Origin of the sequence: Paraburkholderia kirstenboschensis (assembly GCF_904848585.1) — a bacterium.
Lineage (GTDB): Bacteria > Pseudomonadota > Gammaproteobacteria > Burkholderiales > Burkholderiaceae > Paraburkholderia > Paraburkholderia kirstenboschensis.
In genome coordinates this window covers 93,894-115,579 of sequence record NZ_CAJHCR010000020.1, presented here as the reverse complement: position 1 = coordinate 115,579, position 21,686 = coordinate 93,894, and the positions used below count along the sequence as shown (strand labels likewise).

16 protein-coding genes and 5 pseudogenes are annotated in these 21,686 nt (G+C 61.9%); 12 read left to right on the top strand and 9 right to left on the bottom strand.

Translation table 11 applies throughout. The annotated features are described in order from the left end of the window. The first annotated feature begins 171 nt into the window (after nt 1-171). From JMY24_RS32700 to hpnK, 3 genes and pseudogenes are all read left to right on the top strand, one after another. Nucleotides 172-522 carry a hypothetical protein gene (locus JMY24_RS32700; protein WP_201703614.1) on the top strand — a complete coding sequence of 117 codons (351 nt, stop codon included), beginning with the start codon at nt 172-174 and terminating at the stop codon, nt 520-522. A gap of 12 nt (nt 523-534) precedes the next feature. Next, entirely contained in the window at nt 535-1,908 is a 1,374-nt protein-coding gene (gene hpnI / locus JMY24_RS32695; RefSeq protein ID WP_201703612.1) for a bacteriohopanetetrol glucosamine biosynthesis glycosyltransferase HpnI, read from the top strand. After that, nucleotides 1,898-2,501: pseudogene (hpnK, locus tag JMY24_RS32690) on the top strand (hopanoid biosynthesis-associated protein HpnK); the annotation flags it as partial. The gene hpnI and the pseudogene hpnK, both read left to right, overlap by 11 nt. 267 nt (nt 2,502-2,768) lie before the next feature. On the opposite strand, the gene JMY24_RS32685 reads toward hpnK, so the two are convergent. After that, nucleotides 2,769-3,122, bottom strand: coding sequence for a flagellar protein FliT (locus JMY24_RS32685; protein WP_236597624.1), 354 nt, complete (start codon nt 3,120-3,122; stop codon nt 2,769-2,771). Nucleotides 3,123-3,184: 62 nt separating this feature from the next. Then, nucleotides 3,185-3,621 (bottom strand): annotated as a pseudogene (gene fliD / locus JMY24_RS39900) (flagellar filament capping protein FliD); the annotation flags it as partial. 157 nt (nt 3,622-3,778) lie between these two features. Here fliD and JMY24_RS32675 point away from each other — a divergent pair. Further along, complete coding sequence (locus tag JMY24_RS32675) at nt 3,779-4,225, top strand: SET domain-containing protein (protein ID WP_201703610.1); 447 nt, start codon at nt 3,779-3,781, stop codon at nt 4,223-4,225. Between the two features lie 536 nt (nt 4,226-4,761). Here the strand turns inward: JMY24_RS32675 and JMY24_RS32670 are convergent. From JMY24_RS32670 to JMY24_RS32645, 5 genes are all read right to left on the bottom strand, one after another. Further along, a complete protein-coding gene (locus tag JMY24_RS32670) occupies nt 4,762-5,169 on the bottom strand; it encodes a surface-adhesin E family protein (protein WP_201703608.1) in 408 nt (135 codons plus the stop codon). A 926-nt stretch (nt 5,170-6,095) separates the two neighbouring features. Further along, nucleotides 6,096-6,698: a phosphatase PAP2 family protein gene (locus tag JMY24_RS32660; protein ID WP_128598657.1), complete on the bottom strand. Its 603-nt coding sequence runs from the start codon at nt 6,696-6,698 to the stop codon at nt 6,096-6,098. Nucleotides 6,699-7,313: 615 nt separating this feature from the next. Next, complete coding sequence (locus JMY24_RS32655; RefSeq protein WP_201703606.1) at nt 7,314-10,364, bottom strand: efflux RND transporter permease subunit; 3,051 nt, start codon at nt 10,362-10,364, stop codon at nt 7,314-7,316. Further along, nucleotides 10,364-11,335, bottom strand: coding sequence for an efflux RND transporter periplasmic adaptor subunit (locus tag JMY24_RS32650; RefSeq protein ID WP_236597623.1), 972 nt, complete (start codon nt 11,333-11,335; stop codon nt 10,364-10,366). The genes JMY24_RS32655 and JMY24_RS32650 overlap by 1 nt, the downstream gene beginning before the upstream one ends. Before the next feature lie 142 nt (nt 11,336-11,477). Next, complete coding sequence (locus JMY24_RS32645; RefSeq protein ID WP_236597622.1) at nt 11,478-12,818, bottom strand: TolC family protein; 1,341 nt, start codon at nt 12,816-12,818, stop codon at nt 11,478-11,480. Nucleotides 12,819-12,843: 25 nt separating this feature from the next. Between JMY24_RS32645 and JMY24_RS38680 the strand changes: the two genes are divergently transcribed. The 4 genes from JMY24_RS38680 (at nt 12,844) to JMY24_RS32630 (ending at nt 15,813) form a co-directional block, all read left to right on the top strand. Further along, complete coding sequence (locus JMY24_RS38680; protein WP_236597621.1) at nt 12,844-13,050, top strand: hypothetical protein; 207 nt, start codon at nt 12,844-12,846, stop codon at nt 13,048-13,050. Between the two features lie 359 nt (nt 13,051-13,409). Continuing rightward, nucleotides 13,410-13,718 (top strand): DUF4148 domain-containing protein, encoded by a 309-nt coding sequence (locus tag JMY24_RS32640; RefSeq protein ID WP_128595182.1) that lies wholly within the window; start codon nt 13,410-13,412, stop codon nt 13,716-13,718. 95 nt (nt 13,719-13,813) lie between these two features. Beyond that, nucleotides 13,814-14,476 carry a response regulator gene (locus JMY24_RS32635; RefSeq protein ID WP_128595181.1) on the top strand — a complete coding sequence of 221 codons (663 nt, stop codon included), beginning with the start codon at nt 13,814-13,816 and terminating at the stop codon, nt 14,474-14,476. Beyond that, nucleotides 14,473-15,813, top strand: coding sequence for a sensor histidine kinase (locus JMY24_RS32630; RefSeq protein ID WP_128595180.1), 1,341 nt, complete (start codon nt 14,473-14,475; stop codon nt 15,811-15,813). Before JMY24_RS32635 ends, JMY24_RS32630 begins: the two co-directional genes overlap by 4 nt. Nucleotides 15,814-16,131: 318 nt before the next feature. Here JMY24_RS32630 and JMY24_RS32625 read toward each other — a convergent pair. Both JMY24_RS32625 and JMY24_RS32620 read right to left on the bottom strand, forming a co-directional pair. Then, a pseudogene (locus JMY24_RS32625) lies at nt 16,132-16,785 on the bottom strand (transposase); the annotation flags it as partial. A gap of 192 nt (nt 16,786-16,977) precedes the next feature. Further along, entirely contained in the window at nt 16,978-17,670 is a 693-nt protein-coding gene (locus tag JMY24_RS32620) for a phosphatase PAP2 family protein (RefSeq protein WP_128595179.1), read from the bottom strand. A 438-nt stretch (nt 17,671-18,108) separates the two neighbouring features. On the opposite strand from JMY24_RS32620, the gene JMY24_RS39435 reads away from it, so the two are divergent. From JMY24_RS39435 to JMY24_RS39895, 4 genes and pseudogenes are all read left to right on the top strand, one after another. Beyond that, nucleotides 18,109-18,303, top strand: coding sequence for an SDR family oxidoreductase (locus tag JMY24_RS39435; protein WP_279387486.1), 195 nt, complete (start codon nt 18,109-18,111; stop codon nt 18,301-18,303). Between the two features lie 52 nt (nt 18,304-18,355). After that, a complete protein-coding gene (locus JMY24_RS32610; protein ID WP_128595177.1) occupies nt 18,356-19,744 on the top strand; it encodes an FAD-binding oxidoreductase in 1,389 nt (462 codons plus the stop codon). A gap of 324 nt (nt 19,745-20,068) precedes the next feature. Continuing rightward, nucleotides 20,069-20,652, top strand: a pseudogene (locus JMY24_RS32605) (fumarylacetoacetate hydrolase); the annotation flags it as partial. A 111-nt stretch (nt 20,653-20,763) separates the two neighbouring features. Beyond that, nucleotides 20,764-20,904: pseudogene (locus tag JMY24_RS39895) on the top strand (IS6 family transposase); the annotation flags it as partial. Nucleotides 20,905-21,686: the final 782 nt, after the last annotated feature.

Below are 21,686 nucleotides of genomic sequence, written 5' to 3'. Positions count from 1 at the left end.
CCTTTTGTTGTCGGTCTATCGAAATGAAATCGTAAGTACATCGACGGAATTCACGGCAGGCGCGTGGCCGCAGTGACCGTCTTTCTTCTTGCTGACGAATGCGTCGAAGAGCGGGCTCTGGTTGCGTACGGGAAGCCGCACGATGCGTTCATCAGGCCACGAAACAAAGCCATGAAGCCAGTCACAGTCGATATGCTGCGAGCCCATCTCATGGTGGCCTCGCTCACGGCTCTCGCGGCCGACGTGCTCGCCTGTGTGACGGTAGCGGCGCTGCCAGGCGCGCAGCATCTGTTTGTCTCCGCGGCTTTCCGGCTCGCCGCGCTCGCCATGGTAGTGGGCGGCGTGATCGTCGCCCGCCAGGTGGCGCAGGCCGCATTCCACCTTGCCGTTGAAGACCGCTACGCGAACGTTGCTGGACTCTACGCCAGGCCAGTCGCCGTCGCGTCCGATTGTCCGCGGCTTTGGCTCGTCATCTTGCATCTTCGCCTCACTGGCACACCGTTCGTCTTGCGCGGACACTGACGGAATCCGCCAATGGTTGCGCACGCATTCACAGTAGGCGAATGGATTCTGCTCGCCGGTTGCATCGTGGCGTCGCTGTATGCGCTGGTCGCGGCGGTGGCGATGCCGTTCTCTACCGTTCGTGGCCGCGCCGCGTTTGGCCACGACGGTCTTTCGCCAGCCACTCCCGCAGTCAATCCGGCAAGCCTTGCGCACGGTGTGGAGTTCGGCGCACCTGCTTCAGGTCGGGCTTATCCGTTCCCCCATGCGGGCGTGAGTGTTCTCAAGCCGCTGTGCGGCGCCGAGCCGCGCCTCTATGAGAACCTGCGGACGTTTTGCGAGCAGCGTCACACGAATTTCCAGCTTGTTCTTGGCGTATGTTCTCCTGACGATCCCGCGATTGCCGTCGCGCGTCGTTTGCAAGCTGCGTATCCGTTGCTCGATATCGAACTTGCGATCGATACGCGGGTGCACGGCAGCAACCTGAAAGTCAGCAATCTGATGAATATGGCCGAGCGCGCGCGTCACGACGTGATCGTGATTGCCGATAGCGATATCGCCGTGCGGGCCGATTATCTGGAGAGCGTGGCAGCGCCCCTCGCTGACCCACGCATCGGCGTTCTCACCTGTCTTTATGCCGCGCAAGGCGTGGGCGGCTTCTGGCCGCGCGTAGGCGCGCTATTCGTCAACGAATGGTTTGCGCCCTCGGTACGCGTCGCGCACATGGCGGGTTCACGCCGCTTCGGTTTCGGCGCTACGCTCGCGTTGCGGCGTGAAACTCTCGAACGCATCGGCGGTTTCGAGGCCCTCAAGAACTGTCTTGCCGACGACTACTGGCTGGCCGAACATGCGCGCGCGCTCGGGTTGCAAACGGTGCTCTCGCGCGTGATGGTGGCCACCGATGTGACCGAACCCACCTTTGCGGAACTGTGGCAACGCGAGACCCGCTGGTTGCGCACGATACGTTCGGTGAATCCGCTCGGTTTCGCTTTTCTGTTCATCACATTTCCGACTCCGTGGCTCATTGCCGGTGCATGTCTGACCGGTGTGTTCGCTGCGGGCGCGAGCGGTGGCGCGCCTGCCTGGGGCGCGCTCGCCGGCGCGGCCGGCACAATGGCGGGGCTTGCCGCGCGTTTGCTGCTGCATCTGCGTGCCGCGCGCCATGAAGTTGCATTACGGTGCGCATTTCCCGGTGAAGCGGCGGATTCGCTCGCGCGTGCGTTCTGGCGCGATCTTCCGCTTCTGCCGTTGCGCGATACGTTGCTCCTATTCCAATGGCTCGCCGCCGTTTTCGGGTCGCATGTGACGTGGCGGGGCACGCGCGTTCCGGTGGGAGGTTCACATGCGGCTGCGCGTGCCAGGCCGCTGCGTGCGATGGACACGATGGAGACATCCGATGGCCGCTGAGTCTCAGATCGTCGAGTCGCGCTTTTTGAAAACGCGTCGCGCGAGGTACCGCGCGTTGATCATCACCGCCGATCACTTCGGCCTGCATTCTCGTGTGAATCTGGCCGTGGAACGGGCGCATCGCCACGGTGTGTTCACCGCCGCCAACCTCATGATCGGTGCGCGCTGCGGCAGACGCAGTCGAGCGCGCCCACGCGTTGCCGCGTTTGCGTGTGGGTCTGCACCCGGTGCTCGCGGACGGTGACGCCGCACTGCCGCGCACCCGCATCGCGGCATTGCTGAACGAGCATGGCCGCTTCGGCGACAACATGGTCCGCGACGGCGTCTGGTTCTTCTTTCTGCCGCATGTACCCGAGCAGCTAGCGCGCGAAATTCGCGCGCAGTTCGAGGCGTTCGCCAATACGGGCTCGTGCTCGATCACGTGAACGGCCGCAAGCATTTTCATGTTCATCCGACGGTGCTCGGTTTGACCGTTGAGATTGGCCGCGAATTCGGCGTGAAGGCGATCCGTTTGCCGTTCGAGCCGAATGCGCCGCTGTGGCTGAGACTCTGGATCGCGCGGGTCAAGGACGCGGCTTGACCGCGCGGGCATCCCTGTTGGGCAGCGTATAAGCCAGCGTGGGTGCGCAAAGCCAGTCGCGAACTCGATCACGGCGAAGCTGGCGAGGGCGCTCGGCATGAAGCCCGGCGAGCGGGTCTGAACCGGCGCGATGTTGACCATCGGGATCAATGCTGATTCTGGAGCAGGAAGCGCGGGGGAAGTTTCCGGACCAGTGTCGCGCGAACTTGACGGACCGACGGCGCATGCCTCCTCCAACGGCAAAACCATCGCGATAGCTAGACGCTTGAACAGGTGCGTATTAACTTTTTGTGGTTGGCACTCGTCGACGACGTTGCGAACGCTGGCAAGACGCCAAGGGGACCTTTCCTTGCAAATACTGATTCGCGACGCTCCCGCGGCGCATGGCAGCCGTGTAATCGGCCCGCAATTCGACCTGCGTGGTTTGCGCGTCGGCGAAGACCGCGTCGTTGTGCACGGCAATCGAGCGGATCACGTCAAACGAGCCCTGCACCTGCTGAGCATCGAGCGACATGATGAGCGGCGAACGGATCTCGGCAAGTCGCGCGCTTTCGGGCCAGTCAGCCAGCGCGGTCGCGTGCTCGATTTCGGCGGTCAGCGCCAGCACTTTCTCGATCGGGGCAGATTGGTCCATTTGCGATTCTCCGCGCTATTACTTGTTGGTCGCCTAGGTAGTTCAGCGCGCGGTCGTGCTGCCGTCTTTACACCGCCTGCAATGGTGGAAACCAGCGTATTCTTGATCGTGTTGAGCGTGGAGTCGTCGAGCAACGGGTCTTGCGTCGTCGTGCCAGAGGTGTACTGCGCGAGCGTGCCCATCGTCGTCACGACGGTGCTATAGAGCGACACGAAATTGTTGCTCGTGCTGGCTTGCGTCGTCGTGTCGGTTGCCACGGTCAGCGTCTGCGTGGTCGCCGGAGTCGTAACCGCTGCGGAAGTCAGGTTCAGTGTGACCCCCGAGATCGCGCTGGTCACGGCGTTCGTCGAACTGGATGCCGCGTGCCGTTGATGGCGAATTCGGCGTCCTGCGCGGCAGAGCTTTGCGTCCATGCGCTCGAGCTATTCCTCAGGGCGTCGCGATGAGTCACTGTCCGGGACTGTGACGTGCTTCGTGTCGGATTGCTGGCCAGGCATGAGCCGCACGCAGATGATGGCCCGCGCGAAACGGCGGGGTGTGCGCCTCTCTTTCCGCGCAGCCGCGCCATGCCCGTCCGGCGAAACCGGCGTGTTCGAGCTACGTTTCAGCGGCTGGTCGATGTGCTCCCACCCTCCAACATAGACCCGGAGCGAGAAGTGCGGCGCGTGACAGTCAGGAAATCATCTGTGCATGGCCGCGGCGTCTTCGCACTGCAGGCGATTGGCGCCGGCCAGCGGATCTTGGAATACCGCGGTGAGGTAACTTCGTGGCGGCAGGCATCAGCCCGGCAGCGGCGTTCCGGCGTGCCCGGTCACACCTTCATCTTCGGGCTGGCTGACGGGCGCGTGATTGACGGCAGCATCGGAGGCAACAGCGCCCGCTGGCTGAACCACTCCTGCCAGCCGAACTGTGAGGCGATCGAGGACGCGCGGGGGCGGGTTTTCATCGAGACGATCAGAAACGTGGAGGCGGGCGACGAGCTTTTTATCGCCTATAGACTCACGATCGGCGAGGCGATCACGCCCGAATTGGCCGCTGACTATGCTTGCCGATGCGGGGCGAAGAAGTGCACGGGCTCGATGCTGGACCTGACGAGCGGATAACGGCTGGCGCCAGACGCGGGAGACCTCAGCGCTGGCCGTGTGAAACGGGCACTCCTGGAAGCCTGGCCGGGTAGTTGTGTTGAAACTGATAGGGCCGACGTGAAGACTGTCTCCGCACTGCGGAGGGAATGCAGGGGCAACCCGGTAAGTCGCGCCCGGCTTGCAGATTCGGCTCAAAGACACCCGTCCGCCGATATACGTCCTGGTGGCGTCGCGACGGATCACGCCGCGCCTCTTTGAACTACCGCCGGGTGATCTCCCGGCATAAACCATTGTCCGCATCGACAATGCACATGCGCTTCTGGGATTGCCCTTTAGCCTCCTGATCATGCGGGGATTGTTGTCGTCGCTCGATAATCAGCAAATTTACAGCCAGACGCACGGTCCAACGCCCCGAGGGCGCCGCCAAGCGGCGCTTCAACCGCATATACGCAGGGACTGACGAACCAGGTGCATGCTCCCATGAAGGCTGGCGATGTCAAGCGCGCTGACCGGCACAGCGTCGATCGCATGCTATCTCGCCTCGCAGGGGCGCACTATTTGCCCGGCGCGGTCTCGCCGTCCACGGTGCAGACAGCCTTCGCGATGGCGTCGATGCCTGTTGCCACGGGAATCGGCTGAAGTTCGCCAGCCGGCTCGTCGAACTGGCGCAGCACATTACCGCGGGCGTCGAGGAACTTGCCGCCGGCAACGCCGTAACGCGCGTCGGCGCAGTCCAGCACGAAGCGCGTCATGTCGGCCGCATACCGGATCCCAACCGCGGTCTGCGGCACCGCATAGACAGTTTTCGTCCAGACGCTGACGAAGCCACGCGAATCTTTCGCCAGCGTTCCAGCGTGCACGAAGATCTGCACGTCCGGACTCGAGGCGACCCGAACCCAGTCGGCGGCGGCCTCCGTGCCGGAGGCCGCAACGACCGCGGCAACGGCAAGCAAGAGTCGCATCTGTCGAGCTGGACGCCTATGCGTCAACATCCCGACTTCAGTTGCGGCGCTTATTCCGGGTCGCCGCGCAGTGCATCGCATCATACAGTTCCTGTCCCAGTTTTGGCGGCCCGGCGTACCAGTAGCCGACAAATTCGAATTATGGATGACGGGAACAGAAACCATAGCGATCGGTTGCCCGTTATCTCGCGAACCAGAGGAAGCCGGGGTCAGGTAACCGCAACCTCTTCGTGAAGCGGTGACCCGTCAAGGGAATTTTGCCCACGCCTCGCGGACAGCGGGCGGTGCGCGACTTTGCATTACTCTCGCCATGATGGGCAGGACGCAGGGCCATCAGTCTGTACTGGATATTATGTGATGCCCAGAACGCGCCCATGCGCCTGCACGCTGACGTTATACACTGGCATGTAATCCCGGCAACGGCTCACTTGAGGGGCCGGCGTTGACGGCCACATGACCGAATTCATGACGGATCTTTGATTTCCGGACCTGCAAGCCCGATTCGCGGAGGTCTATCTGGCAGTGTTCAATCCGCAACGGCGCGTTTCGCAAACGCGGACTTGTTGGCAACTTGTTGCGACTCTACCGGAACGTCGGCTTTACCCGAATGCTTCCGCGATGAGCGGAGCTTCACGTTTTTCTTTTTACCGCACGCTGTCGGCGCCCAGCGTCGAACCTTGACAATATAATCAGACCATCCGCTGGCCGGCCCGACGGCGGACTTGATTGTCGAGACTGATCACAGCGCTCGGGTGTTTCGGCATTCCGCGATGTACTGCGGCGCCTTGACACAGTCGCCTGACAAAACAGCTTGTTTTGCCATCGTCGACCGGTCGCGTATCGAACAAACGCCGTCGACGGGCGGCGTCATGATGGAGCGGTCAAACTCGGAAGAATTAAAGTAGTGGTGAATCTGCATCGGTCGATCAGCGGCGCAGCCAGCCGAGGGCAATCGGTCTTGTGAGCAGCTTGCGATACAGCCCGATCGCCAAGAGTGTCACGGACCTGCCGCCGATTCGCCAGAGCGGCGTGATTAGCGCGTAGGCCAGGCATGCGACAACAATGGCCCCCACCATGTCCAGCGGAAAATGCACGCCCACAAATACGCGAGCCCAAGCCACTGCGGCGCCGACGAACAGGGCGAGTCCTCCGAGTCGTCGCAAACCGCCCAACAGCAGCGTCAAAGCGACGCCGGCGAACACCGTCGCGTGATCGCTTGGAAAGGACGAGTCTGGCGAGTGCGGCAGGAAGGTATGGCCGAGTCCGATCGTCAATGGCCGGGGATGCTGCCAGCCAAGCGCGATGAGCTGATTCGCTCCTGCGCCAAGCATCGCGACCAAGCACGCTCGGATAGCTAGACTGCGCTGCTCGTCGTCGCCTGAGAGCCACATGCCAACGAGCAGCGCTGGAATCAGATAGATCAGGTAGTCCGCGATCAGCAGTGTGACGGCGATTTGCCATGTCGGCGTCGACGCGGTGCCGTTTATCATTAAAAAGAGAGCATGGTTGAGCGCTTCGAGTTTTGTCATCGCAAGGTATGTGAAGGAGTTCGTCAGGAGAGGTGTGCGGCTTGCCGTGTCACAAATCAGCACAGGCACAACGTCGAGTGCCGCGTTTGGCACGTTCACCGTCACACGCAGCGGGTGCACGGTACCGCACAACGTGGTGGGTGACGCCTCGGCCGCCACTGCCTCAACGATGTCCTGCGCGAAGCGGATGTGCAGTCCCACGTGGCGACGCCGATACGCGCTGTGTCACGTACGAAGGTCGGCGCCAGTGTGCTCGAGCCGCTTTTCGGCCGCCGTGCCGAACTTCTCCGATCCGCACCGCGGCCATTTTCAACTGATTTTGGCATGTCGGCCCGCGACAGGCCCGCCATCGCCCTCGTGTGCCGCTTGAAGCCGGTGCCGCGAACCACGACATGGAACTCGCGATGGGCAAGTGCGTGCACGGCAGCAATCGCAAAGTCGGCGCTCTGATCATCGTAGCGGAGCGGGCGCGCCATGAGACGGCGTAGTCCGCGGCGCTTGTCGATTCGCCGGTCGGCGATGGCAAGATTGATGGCCATCCCGCCTCGACCGTCGATCGCGCGTTGAGTGATGGGGCGAGCGCTGATCGGCATGGGGCTCTTACCCAGTCCGAACTTATATCGCCTGCTTCTTCATCAGCAACTTCAGCAACACCGGCAGCAACAGCAACACCAGCGGCAACTGGACAATCAGCCCGGAGATGATCGCAATCGCCAGCGGCTGCTGCATGGCCGATCCCTGACCAAGCGCAAAGGCGAGCGGCAGCAGTGCAAGAATCGCCGCGATGGTCGTCATTGCGATGGGCCGCAGGCGATTACGTCCGGCAGCGGTCAACGCCTCCGCGAACGGCAACTCGTCTTCGCGACTGAGTCCTTGCAATTCCGACACATAGAAAATCGCCACCTCGGTCACGATGCCGATAATCATCGTCATTCCCATCATGGCGGAGATATTGAGTTCGATGCCGGTGATCCATAGGCCGATAAACACAGCGCCCGCCGCAAGTAACGGCATGGCCATAACCGCCAGCGCCACACGGAAGCGCTCATATAGAAACAGCAGCAGCCCGAACACCAGTGCGATCGCCGCGCCGAACACGGTCAGCAAGCCTTTGAACGCGATCTGCTGCTGCTGATACAAGCCGCCCAGTTCGTAGTAGACGCCGTCCGGCAACAGGCTTTTATCGCTGAGTGACTTTTGTACGTCGGCGATGGTGGAGCCGAGATCCCGTCCGTCGATGCGCGCCGTCACCGCGACCATGCGCTTGAGATTGTCGCGACTGATTTCCGGCTGCCCCGTCACGGTGATCTGCTCCGCCACGCGATTCAGCGCGAATAGGTGTCCGTCCGGGGCGCGTATCTGTAGCTGGCCCAGTTGCGTGTCGGTCAAACTGGTCGCGCCCATCACGCGCACCCGCACGCCGACCGTTTTCGGCCCATTCTGGTACTGCGTCGCTACGTTACCCTCGACCATGTCGGAAACGGCCTGCGCGATCGATTGCGGATCCATGCCCTCGGCGGCAGCGGCTTCGGGTCGTATGTGCAATTCGAGTGCGTCGCCCGCCGGGTTGATGCCGTCATTCACGTCCACCACGCCCTGGATCTTGCCGATTCGTGCGGCAACCTTGCGTGCGGTTGTATCGAGCGTGTTCTGGTCGTCGGAATAAATCTTGATCTGGACTGGTTGCGGGACTGCCGTCAGGTCGCCGATCAGATCTTCCATGAGCTGCGCGAGTTCGACATTGACGCCGGGCACCTGCGTCTCGACCTTCGATCGGATCTCTTCCATCACGGTGTCGATGGGCTCTCGCTTGCCGGATTTGAGTCGCACAAAGAAGTCGCCCTTGTTGGGCTCGTTCAGATCACCGCCGAGACCCGCGCCCGTGCGCCGCGAATACGTCGCGACGTTCCGATTCGCCTGAATGATGCGCTCCACCTGCTTCATGAGGCGGTCTGTCTCGCTGATGGAAGTGCCCGGCTGCGTGTGGTAGTCGAGCACGAAGCCGCCTTCGTCCATACTGGGCATGAAGCCGCTGCCCACGCGCGTGAAGGCGAACGCGGCCACCGCGACGAGCGGTAAGACACCCAACAACACCAGGACGGGCCGTTCAGTGACGCGCTCGACGAGTATTGCGTAGCGCCGGTTCATCCACGAGGCAAAGCGTGTTTCGCGGTGTTCCTCGGCGTCTTTCGGTTTGAGCCAACGGTCGCACAGAATCGGCACCGCGAGCCACGTGACCAGAAAGGAAATGAAGAGGGCGCTCGCCATCGTGATCGACAGTGCCTTGAAAAAAGCACCGGTGACGCCCGAGAGGAATGCGAGCGGCACGAAGATGATCAACGTCGCCGCCGACGACCCGGCAAGCGGCCGTGTGAATTCGAGCGCCGCGGCCATCACGCGGCCATGAAAGGCGCGGGCGCCGCCCTCGCGCATGCGTCGCACGATATGTTCGATCATCACGATTGCGTCGTCGATCACGAGCCCGACCGCTGCGGCCATGCCGCCGAGCGTCATGATGTTGAAGCCCATGCCGAATACCTGGAGCAGCAGGATGGTTGCTGCCATGACAACCGGCACGAGTGCTACGGCAATTGCTGTGATCTTCCAGTTGCGCAGGAAGAAGAAAAGCGTCAACGCAGCCAGAACGACGCCGATCATGATCGCGTCGCGTACGCTGGTCGCCGAGGCGATCACGAGTTCGCTTTGATCGTACCAGTTGGACAGATGCACGCCTCGCGGCATCTGGTGCTGGAAGTCCGCGAGTCTCGCCCGAATTGCTTTGGCCATTGCCACGCTGTTCGCGCCAGGCTGTTGATAGACGTTGATGAGAACCGCTTCCTTGCCGTCGGCGGTCACGCGCATCCATTGGGGCACGACGCCGCGTCGCACAGTCGCGATGTCGCCGAGGCGAATCTGCGTGGCGCCGTTTGCCGACACGACGACGCTACGCAGTTCGTCGAGCTGTGTGATCGTGGCATCGGCAATGACGAGATACAGCTTGTAGTGGTCTTCAATGCGGCCGTTTGCCATTAGCACATTGCTTGCGCCAATCGCTTTCGACACATCGGCAAGCGAGAGCTTGTACGAAGCGAGCCGGGCAGGATCGATCGCGACTTCGAGTTCGTCCTGCGCGCCGCCTGTCACGTCCACGCGCGCCACGCCCGCCACCGAAGAGAGCAGCGGGCGCATCTGGAACTGCGCCAGGTCGTGCAACGCCGAGAGCGACTGGTCTTTCGACGTCAGGCTATAAGCCAGCACCGGGAACACGGTGGGGTCCATTCGGCGCACCTGCATCGAGGTGCCCTGGGGCAGTGTGGCGAGAATTTCGCTGATAGCCGACTGGGCCTGCAGCGTGGCTTGCGCCATGTCGGTGCCCCAGCTGAAGTTGAGCGAGATTTCCGCGGAGCCACGGCTGGTTTTCGATTGGACGTCGAGCACGTTGGGCACACGGCGTAGCGCTTCTTCAACGGGCATAGTCACGAGCGTGGCCATCTGCTCGGCGGGGCGGTCGCCTGCATCGAGAGAGACGACCGCGCGAGGAAACGCGACGTTCGGGAACAGCGAAATCGGCAACCTGAAGGCACTGATGGCGCCCGCAATCGCCAGCAGGGCGATTACAAAGAGCAGCGAGCGCCGGTGCTTCTGCATCCATTGACCAAAATTCATTACGGTGCGCCTCCACCGGTTTGCACCGCCATGCCGTCTTCCAGCTCATAGTTGCCGCTGATCACGAGACTCCTGCCCGGGTCGAGTGGACCGTCCACGCCGTATCGGTCACCGCTTTCGACCTGGATCGCAACGGCGACGCGCCGTGCCTTGTTCTGCGCGTCGATCTGGAAGACGTACGTGCCTTTATCGTCCTTCAGCACGGCGGAGCGCGGCACGATCCAGTGCGTGCCATTTCGCGTAGCGATGTCGGCGCTGACGCGCGTGCCCGGAATGAACGCGCTTTGATCGAGCGGCACGTTCGCCCCGACGTCGACAAGCTGGCTCTGCGGATCGATCGAGGCGCCCACCAGCACGACGCGGCCATCCACTGCGGTTCGGGCGAGCGAGGCTGAGAGCCCGTGCACCGCCACCACGTCACCGGCGTGAATCGCGGCCGCATCCGACGGTTCAACGCCGAGCATGACATTCGTGTGCATGTCCTTGCCGTTGCCGCCGGCGAGTTGCAGGAACGCCGCACCCGCCTGGACCTGGTCTCCTTGCGCGACCGAAGTCTGGAGCACTACGCCGTCGAACGGCGCCGTCACGATCTTGTTTCCGCTTGCGACGCCGCTCTGGTTTTGTGCGGCGAGTGCCTGCTGCGCGTCCTCTAGCGACTTGTGCGCGGCCGCGAGTTGCGATTGCGTGGCGAGCCCCTTGTCGAACAAAGACTGCGTGCGGGCGAGTTCGCCTTGTGCCAGCGCGACGGTGCCTTTGGCCTGACTCGCGGCGAGCACGGCTGCCGGATCGGCTTGCACGACGAAAAGCGGCGTACCGCGCGTCACGCTCTGTCCCGGCTGCACGCGCATCTGCACGATGCGGGCGGTATAGGGCAGATTGATCGTGGTGACATTGGAGGCCGACGCCGCGACGATGCCATACGCGTGCACAGGTTGAGCGATCGCCGCACGCTGCGGATCTATGGTCTTCACCGACACGGTCGTTTTGTCTGCCGAAGCATCGGATGCGGAAGCATCGGCAGCACTCGATGAGTGGCAGGCGGAGATCGCGGAGACGACGCCGGCCGCTGCGATCACCAGCAGCGCAATGTGCGCCCGGCGCGTCGGAGATGGGCTATTTCGCATGGGTTTCAGTGAAGTTCTGAGCGGAGTTGAAGGCGTCGGGTATCGCGCTGCCGAGCAGTGCCTGCAGGGCAACGCGCTGCTCGGCAAGCGACTCGCGCAGTGTCGCGACGTCGATGCGTTTGGTGAATGCCGCGCTCTGTGCATCGGTATATGGGCCGAGCGTGAGGTTGTGCCCGGCGAACGCTTCGGCCGCGTGTCGAGCAGCGAGATCGACATCGGGCAGCGCGGCCTCGGTCTGCTCCAACTGGCGCGAGAGGATCGCGTCGTCCGCGCGCAACTGTGCGACATCGGCATAGGCCGAGTTCAGGCGCGTCTGGTATTCGTCGCGCAGCCGCTGGCGCGTGGCTTTTTCGATCGCCACGTTGCCCTGATTGCGGTTGAAGATCGGCAGGCTCAGGTTGATCTGGAATCCGCTGGTGTAAATGTTCGATGTATCGCGCGCCCGCACGAAGCCCACGGACAGACTCGGAAACTGGCTGAGAATCGCCGCGCGATATTTCTGTTCCTGCGCTTCATAGCCAGCTTGTAACGCAATCAGATCGGGGCGGCGCTGCGCCAGGTTCGCGAGCGCGGCGTCGAGTGTGGCGTCGTCCAGTGGAGCTGTTTCCCCGATGTCGGTGAGTTGCAGTTGCACGTCGGGCGCAAGTCCGAGCAGCGCGTTCAGATCGTGGTGCGTTTGTTGTGCTGCGCGTTCGGCGTCGCTGGACAGCTTGCGGGCGTCGCTATACGCGGTGAGTGCGGCGGTGAGGGTGTCATCGGTGAGGTTGCCGTCTCGATGCGCTTCAGCCATACGCTCGTAACGTGTGCGCGACAGATCGCGCTGTTGTCGCAGGAGCGGCAGTGTGTCCTGCTGGAAGCGTGTTTTGATGAAAAGTTGCCGTGCCTGAGCGACGACCTGCCATTCCTGCCAAAGCAGGCCGAGATCGGTCTTGGCGACCGTGGCATCGGCGGATTGCCTGTTCGCGCTGCGAAGCACGATCGCCATCACGTCGATGCTCAGACCATAACTGAACGCGCGTGTCGTGCCCACGGCGCCCGGATAGTCGCTCGACACACTCAACTGGGGGTCCGGCAGCAGGCCTGCCGAATAAGCTTGGGCGCGAGCGATGCCAAGATCGTCGCGTGCAAGCTTGAGGTCCGGATTGTTGGCCACTGCGAGCATGGCGACTTCATCGATGTCCAATCCGTCCGACGGATCGAAGCGATGCGCGGCCAGTTCAGGCAACGGCATGGTCGGAGGATCGATCTGGATGCGCGCAAGCGTGCGGGCGGAGGTCGACGTTGCCTGAAGTGCGAGCGGCTCGCGGTGGTACCACGTACAGCCGCTCATCAGCAGTGCGCAGATAGCGATCAGCGTGTGGCACCGCGAGCATGAGCGGCGGGTCGGCCGGTCTGCCAATATTCCTGGCGGTGTCACCGCAAAAGAACTCGTCGCTGCATTCGCCGCCGAAGCACTGGCCGCTGCCATTCTGCGTACGCTCAAAATCGGCTCCCAAAGCAAAACCTGCGGCAGCCGCGAGCGGATGCCTGAAGAGCGGGCCATTATCCATAAAGCCGCTTAAGAAACCCTTAACGAACTGTCTTGCGTCTAGTGGGAGCCTTCTGGCGCGTCTCTTTGGCGTTGTCTCTGTGCACCAGCGCCTTCTTTCGCGGCTTGATTGGCGGCTTGATTGCGGCTTGACCGCGGCTGATTCATTGACGTGGAACCACGGGCCGCTTTTTATCAGGTCTGCCGAGTCAACCTGACAGGTTCGAGTTGAGTATCGCGAAGGACGCGCAACGCGCATAAGCATCCGCTAAGGTTGTGTGCGTAGTCTGAGGCTGTGCGTCGCGACATGTCCTTGGCCTTGCAGCCGACGACGGACACGAAAAGACCCCGGCGTGCGCAATTCACCACAGACATACACGGAAGGAATCCACCATGAAAAACCTACTGTCGATCAGCCTCGTTGTTGTTGCCACCGCCGTGCCGGTTGCAAGTTTTGCGCAGCAGCCCGCGAACGGCCCGCTGGCTCGCGCGGACGTGCGCGCGCAAAGCGCTCAGGCGGCGCAAGACCATCGCTTGCAGTCGAAGGTGCACTATCCGGCGACGGAGCAGTCGGCGAATCTGACCGGGTCCACCGATACCGGCTACGGCAGGCAGCCCGGGGGATCGTCGGAATCGCGGACGGTGCCCTCGCGGAATGCCGACTCGTCCAGCGCGGCGAGCGGCCTTTTCGCTCATCATTGAGCGATGCGCCGCACGCTCGAATACCGTTGCGCCGCTCGCATCCGCGCTAAGCTTCGGCAACCGGCAGTGACGGACGAGTCAGGAGATGCACCACCATGCGAATGTTGTTAGTGGAAGACGATGAGATGATCGGCGAGCCGATCACGGAGACCATGCGGCGCGCGGGCTATGCGATTGACTGGGCCCGCGATGGTCGTGAGGCCGAGCTCTCACTCGATCACGATGTCTATGATGTCGTGTTGCTCGATCTCGGGCTACCGAAGGCGGACGGCGTCGATGTTCTCAACCGATATCGGCGGCGTGGCGGAAGCGCCCCGGTTATTATCCTGACCGCACGCGACGCAGTTGAAGACCGCATCACAGGTCTCGATGCCGGCGCCGATGACTATCTCGTCAAGCCGTTCGATCTCGATGAACTGGCGGCGCGGGTGCGCGCGCTGCTGCGCCGTCGCACTGGGCAAACCAACCCGCTGTACGCACACGGTGACCTGACGCTCAACCCCGTCAGCCACGAGGTGACGTTGCGTGGCGAACACCTGTCGCTGCTACCAAGAGAATTCAGCCTGCTACAGGCGCTTATCGAAGAACCCAGGCGGGTGTTCACCCGTTCTGAACTTGAAGAGAAACTGTATGGTTGGGGCGAGGAGGTCGGCAGCAACACAATCGAAGTTCATGTTTCTTACCTGCGGCGCAAGCTGGGGGCGGAGCACATTGTGACCGTGCGCGGAGTCGGCTATCGGCTCAAGAGGTGCGAATGACGTCGATTCGCCGCTGGTTGCTCGGGTGGTTGATAGCAGGACTGGGCGCCGCGGTATTGACTGCAGGTTATGGCATTTTTCATACCGCGCGGTCAGAGGCGAGCGAACTGTTTGACTACGAACTGCGTACGGTTGCCCTTTCTTTGCCGGCCACCCTCACTGATGGCAAGTCACTGGAGCATCGCGGCCCCGACTTCGAAGGTCTCGCAGAAGACCGGCTTTTTATCGAAATTTGGGGCAGCGCGGAGACGCCTGTCTACACGTCGCTGGGCGGTATTGATCTTCCCCGGTTTCCTGCAGGCATTCGCACGATCGAACACCAGGAGGTTCACTGGCGCGTGTTCGGCTCACGGCAGGGTGATCGTTTCGTGCAGGTCGCGCAACCCGTATCGGTACGCAACGATCTCGCCTTGCGTCTCGCGCTTCGTACCTTGTGGCCTCTGGGGTTGTTCTTTCCGGCGATTATTCTTATCGTGCTCCTTGTAGTGGGCCGCGCTCTATTACCGCTTGAACGAATTTCTGACGCGCTCGCGGCGCGCTCATTGAATTCACTTGCTCCATTGCATCTCGACAGGCGCAGTCCTGTTGAACTGGAGCCGCTGGTCAATGCTTTGAATGATCTGCTCAACCGACTCGACATCGCATCACGCGCACAACGCACCTTCGTTGCTGACGCCGCGCATGAACTACGTTCGCCGCTGGCCGCGCTGAAGCTGCAAATCCAGGGGGCCGAACGTGACGGTTCACTGGCCAGCCCAGGCACACTTGAGCGCATCAAGGGCAGGCTCGACAGAATGATCCACCTCGTGCATCAGCTCCTGATTCTTGCACGCGAAGATGCGCCCCGCGCTGAACAGTTCGAAGTTGTCAGTTTACGTGGGCTCGCGGAGCGTGCTGTAGCGGACGCGTCGTTTCTTGCCGAAGCGAAGCAGATCGACCTCGGCCTGGACTTTGCCGACCCGTTGCTCGCGGTCGATCCATTCAACGTTCACGCGGAGATCGCCGGTATCGAGGTTCTGCTAAATAACGTGATTGACAACGCTATCCGGTACACGCCGGAACATGGAAAGGTCGACGTGGTGCTTGCCCGAAGTGGGGCCGAGGTCGGCATAACGGTTGTCGATAGCGGCCCGGGGATTCCCGAGGCCGAACTGGACCGGGTTTGCGACCGCTTCTATCGCAGCGTGGGGACGAAGGAGCAAGGCAGCGGTCTGGGACTGGCGATTGCGGCGCGAATCGCACTTCGACATAACGCCATGCTTAGTCTGAAAAACAACAAGCCGGGACTCGGACTTAGCGTTGTCTTGACAGGTCTGCGCAGCGCCGACAGGAGGTAGGCGAGATTTGTGGATGTATTGGCGCCGCGTCCCATGAAGCACCGCTGTGCCATGTGTATCGTGAGGCTCGCGCTATGTCCGAAAAGGCTTGCGGAGTTGCCGTTGTCGCGGCCCTCGGCCGAGAGGCAGAAATGGGTCCGGGTTGTGTAAAAACGCGGCGCGGGCGCCCCGAGGATTTTCCCAACGAGCCATTACGGCCGTCGTCGGCCTCGTTGAGCCGGTCTTACGGTTATCGGGTCCTTGATGACGTTGAGAGAAGCAGAGGTGCCTGGGCGCCTTGATGCGCGCCGGCACAGCGGACCTGATGCAAGTCGGTCCTCAGGCCCGCATCTTTTGCATCATCGACCCAGTGCCCAGGATCGCCATGACGCGCCTGAGGTTGTACGCCAGCACATGAGGGCTCATCGCAGTGCTGACATGCTCGCGGGTTTTCATCAGGAAGTGCGCCGCGCCCATCCAGAACTTCAGCGTACCAAATGGATGCTCGACAGTCTGACGGCGTATGCGCATCATGTCCGGCTTCTGGTCGAGCCGTTGCTGCATCGCTTCAACGACGGCCTCATGCTCCCAGCGCTTTATCCGGCGAGCCTGTTTGCCTGATGTGCATTGTTTCCTGATGTAGCAGGTGGTACAGGCCGAGCTCGAATAGCAATGCAGCGGCATGCCATGTTCGATGTTTGTGAAACGCCAGTTGAGCCGCTGCTGGGCAGGGCAAATGTACTCGTCATCTTTGGCAACGTAGATAAAATCCTGCTTGCCGAAGTAACCGTCAGCGACCTTGCCCGAAGTCAGCGGTTTAGGAACGAAGGCCGTAATGCCCACCTCATGGCACTGCAGGATTTCCTCGCTCTTGAAGTAGCCCCGGTCGGCAACAACGGTCAGATCGGTAATACCGGTAGCCGCCCGCGCCTGGGCGGCCATGTTCGACAACTGGCTGCGATCGTTGCCGACGTTCGTGACCTCGTGCGCCACGTGGGCAGAAGTCGGCCATGAAGCGACGTTCATCTAAGCCGTCACATGGACATTCGTGGGACTGCTCCGCCTTTCTGAGCGGCCGTTCGATCACAACGACGCGTGTCACGTCGATGAACCTAGTTTGGATAAAATCCACTCGCTCGGGCGCCACTCCCGACACGCTCCCGGCGCCGCACCGCAATGCGTGGTTCATAGATGTTTGAACACACCGCTCGCCAGCTTGCGCAGTTCGTCGAACTGCGTAACGAGTTCGAGGCACAGAATAAAGGCCAGCATCGCTGAAAGCCCCGGGCAGCGTTCGATCCATCGCAGCGCCGGAGTCGCGTAGCGCACGCGGATCGCATCTCGCGTCACGACATAGGCAATTCCGATTCCCACGGCGGCGCCCACCAGCAAATCGGTTGGGTAGTGAAAGCCCAGATAGGCGCGCGGAAGGCAAATGAACAGCACGGTATAGGCAATCGCCAGCCCACCGATCCCCCGCCACACGAGGAAGATGCCGGTGGCGACCGCCATCCATAGCATCGCGTGATCGCTTGGGAAGGAACTCCAACTTGTCAGCAGTGCGTCCTTGATAGCGCTACCTGCAAAGTGCAGATGCAGTTCGGCGCTATAGACGGGGCGCACTCTGAACGGCAACCAGTGAGTCAGCAGTCTTCCGACGAAGAGCGCCACGACGCCACTGAGAAGCGTCGCGAGAACCATTTCTCGCCGCCATTCGCGGCGTTCGTCCTGCTGAAACCACATCCACCACAGTACGGGAATGAGTACGAGGCCTTTGAAGGTGTAAAGATCGGCGATGGCTTCTATGGATTGGGTCGCGAAATGACTGAAGTGTATGTTGGACAGATATGTTTCGATAGACGAATCGAAGTCGTTCATTATTTTGTAAGAAACTTAGGTAGTCGCATCGAGGGGTAGCATAGTCCGTCGGATGCGCCGGATTTTTTGGGGCTTACTTTCACTGACAACTTTTACTGCGCAATTTCATCGCCAACTTTTACTGACGGCTTACTCGCGAGTTCCCGTTCGGGGCCGCGTATGCCGACGAATACCGCGTCGGCGACGTCTATCGGAAAATCGCTATGGCGACACGAGGTCGATACTCGTCGATCAGCGCGTCGAAAGCCGCAGCGGAAATGCCGACCCGCTGTCCTTCGGTGACCCAATAGAGCTTCGGCCGAGAATCCGCTAACGACCTCATCCCGAGAGTGTCCGCTGCACTCCGAGACGCGCCGCACAGTTCGCACGATAATGACTGTCTGCACCGGGTCGGGCTGCGTCAGTCCTCTCTTTGAACTCATCGCTGGAAAGCGGCCAGTGGAATTCCGCTGCCCTGAAGCGGCCAGTCGTCAGTCCAAAGCCTGGCGCGATGCCTGGGTGAACGGCACGCCGATGGGACGGCTCGCGACGCCCGACGAGATCGCGCCGGGCGTGATCTTCCTCGCGTCCGAAGCGAGCGCGTTCATGACGGGCTCGGCCCTGGTGATAGACGGTGGCCACACGATCTGGTGAACGGTCGTGATCGCAAGATATCGGAAACACACATCTGAAACGGAAACCTGACATGTCGGAATCGACAGTAATCGATGCGCTGCTTGCCGAGCTCGGCGCAGATCTGGTGCAGTTGCCGGCCGAGTTCGGCAGCCGCCAGCTGCAGGACTGGAGTGGGGTGCCCGGCGCGGTGCCGGCCGCCCTGATCCGGCCGCGCAGTACGGAGGACGTGGCCAAGGCGTTGCGCGTGTGCCACGCGTTCTCTCAGCCCGTCGTGACGCAGGGCGGCCTGACGGGTCTCGTCGGCGGAGCGAACGCTCTTGGCGGCGAAGTGGCGCTGAGCCTCGAACGGATGAACCGGATTGTGGAAGTGGATCGCACCTCGGCGACGATGACGCTCGAGGCGGGCGTATCCCTGCAGGTCGTTCAGGAGGCCGCGCTCGATGCTGGCTTCTATTTTCCGCTCGACCTTGGCGCGCGTGGCAGTTGCACCATCGGCGGCAATCTCGCGACCAATGCGGGCGGCAATCGTGTGATCAAGTACGGCATGATGCGCGACCAGGTGCTCGGTATCGAAGCTGTGCTCGCCAACGGCGAAGTGACGAGCGGCATGCACAAGATGATCAAGAACAACAGCGGCTACGATCTGCGGCATCTGCTGATCGGCAGCGAGGGTACGCTTGCGGTGATCACGCGGGCAGTGCTGCGCCTGCGTCCGCGGCCGACGGCCGTCGCCACCGCATGGTGCGCATTGCCCGACTACGACGCTGTAACGAAATTGCTGGCCTGCTCCCAGGCGCAGCTGTCCGCTGGCGTGTCCGCTTTCGAGGTGATGTGGGCCGGCTATTACGATGCCGTGTTGGCGAATCTCGGGCAGTTACGCGCACCGCTGGACAGACGCCATCCTTACTACGTGCTGCTCGAAAGTGTGGGCAGCGATCCCGGGCCGCATGCCGAGGCATTCGAGGCGTTTCTCGGCAAAATGCTCGAAGAGGGGGTAGTTAGCGATGCGGCGCTTGCGCAGTCCGAAGCGGATGCGCTCGCTTTCTGGACGGTCCGCGATGCGCCCGGCGAGTATCCGAAGTTTATTCCGCATCATAGCGCGTATGACGTGAGCTTCTCGATCAGCGAAGTCGGGCAGGTGGCCGCGCGTTGCGAGCAACGTTTGCAGAAACGGTGGCCTGATGCGTTAGTCATGATCTATGGGCACCTGGGCGACGGCAACCTCCATATCGTTGTCGATATCCCCGGTTCGGAAGGGCGACTGCACGACGAGATCGACGGCCTGATCTACGACGTGACGCGCGAATTTCACGGCTCGGTGTCCGCCGAGCACGGCATTGGTGTCAAAAAGAAGGCTTTTCTCGGCCACACGCGCACCGAAGCGGAGATCACGGCCATGCGGCTGATCAAGGCGGCGCTGGATCCGCGCGCGATCCTCAACCCAGGGAAGATCTTCTAATGATGGGCGAGCGGGCCGCCCTTGCCGCGAACGCTGAAGACGCCGACCTCTGGCGCTGGCTTTCGTGTCTGCTCGAAGAGCGCCGCATTCGCTGGTGCTGTTCGGCGCGAGGATGGCTCGTCCATTGTCGACAACCGGCATGTCGCGACGGTGCAGAGTTTCGACGACGCGATGCGCGACGCTATGGAATGTGTGACGGCACGCTCGAATTGAGACATGGACAACGCGGCATGGGGGCGGCCGCGTGCCATGCCATTGTCGGGTCGAGCGTGCGGCGACAACGCGAACCCGGACCACGGCTTGTGATCCATCAAAGTTAAACCAATACGCACGGGACCTGACCATACGCACTCTCTTCATTCACATTTTCTTCCCGACGACCTCGACCGCGCGCTGCTGATCGGACGCGTGTGGCGGCCGGCTCCGGTCGATGGTCCGTCGTCGTGGTTCGCGGCGGCGAGGTGTTCGACATCACGCGCTTCGTGCCGGCCACCGCCGGTCTGTTCCACCGTCGCGATGCCGCCGAGCTTGCTCGCACAGCGCCCGGCGAGCCGCTGAGGCCGGTCGGTCCGCTGATCGAAGCCAGTCTCGTGCTGGCCCGCGAGGCTAGTGTGCGCCTGCTCGCGCCGTGCGACGTGCAGGCGATCAAGGCCTGCGGCGTCACGTTCGCGGTCAATCTGCTCGAACGCGTGATCGAAGGGCAGGCGGGCGGTGACGCCGCCAAGGCGGCCGAAGTGCGCAGCACGATTGCAGGGCTGATCGGCACCGACCTCGCGAAGATCAAGCCTGGCTCCGAAGGCGCCATGAAGCTCAAGGAAGAACGGCAGCGGCGCAACGCGTGGTCACACTACATGGAAGTGCGGAGCGGGCCCGACGCGGAGGTGTTTTCGAAATCCCAGCGCAGCAGCGGCAGAATCGCATCGGCAACGGGCTGCAGTTGCCGCGTCAGATAGTGTTCGTAATCGATTGCCGAGCGCAGCGTCTCCAGCGGCTCGGGCCCGGCGATCGTCATGACGTAGCTGATCAGGAATTCGGCCGTTACGATCTCCGCGATCGAACTGATGCATCGCATTCGCAAAGATCAGTTCGGTGTTACCAACGTACGCATCAAAGAGACTACTGCGCCTGCTGTCTGGATGGCAGTCCTTTCAGCTCCTTGAGGCGAGCGAAACGCCAGCGGCTTTTCGCTCGCACGCCCTATTTGCACCACAGCCTCCGAAGCTTGGCTGGCCCACCGCCCCGCGCACTCCACTCCGCCTGCGACGAGGGCGGGCTACGGCAAAAGTGATGTTATCGGGGCGGAACCGCAGTACGACGATGCACAACGTCAGTCCATTGGTTCCGGTGAAGACAGATGACCTCTCACAATCTTCGTACTCCGGATGAAGCGGCGGGGCATTAGAAAAATTACCCTGGATGAGCTCGGTGCTTCCGGAGCCGTAGTGCGGCCTTGGCGACCCTTCTACGTACGAGCGCATGGTGCTCCTAGTGCGTCGTGTCGGTCAACGCCCGTGAGAAGTTAGACTCCACTCTGATAGCTGGCGGACGAACTCGAGGCTCAATTGACTGTTGGCCTTAGCCGGGTTCCGTTTCTCTGGCCGCTCTGAATCTGCCAGAGCGGGCCGGCTTTGGCGCCGCCCTGTTATCACCAGTTATTCTTCGGACCGGTAAACACTGTATCGCCTACCGACGACGCGAAAATGCTGGACTGGCTTGCGTCGCTGCCACCGTCTTGCGAGCTACAGGCAAGCGCTTTCGTCCCAAACGCAGCAGAGCTGTATCGGTTCTGTAGACCCGAAAAAGCGGAGCGTTTTCGCAGCGACGTTGGGTAGGCGTTCAGAGCCTCACGTTTGGTCGACCTACGGCCTGCTGCGAGCCAGGGCTGCGATGTGAACCCCGATGAACGGCAGCCTTTGCGCATGGCTACCTGACGCCGCCCGAC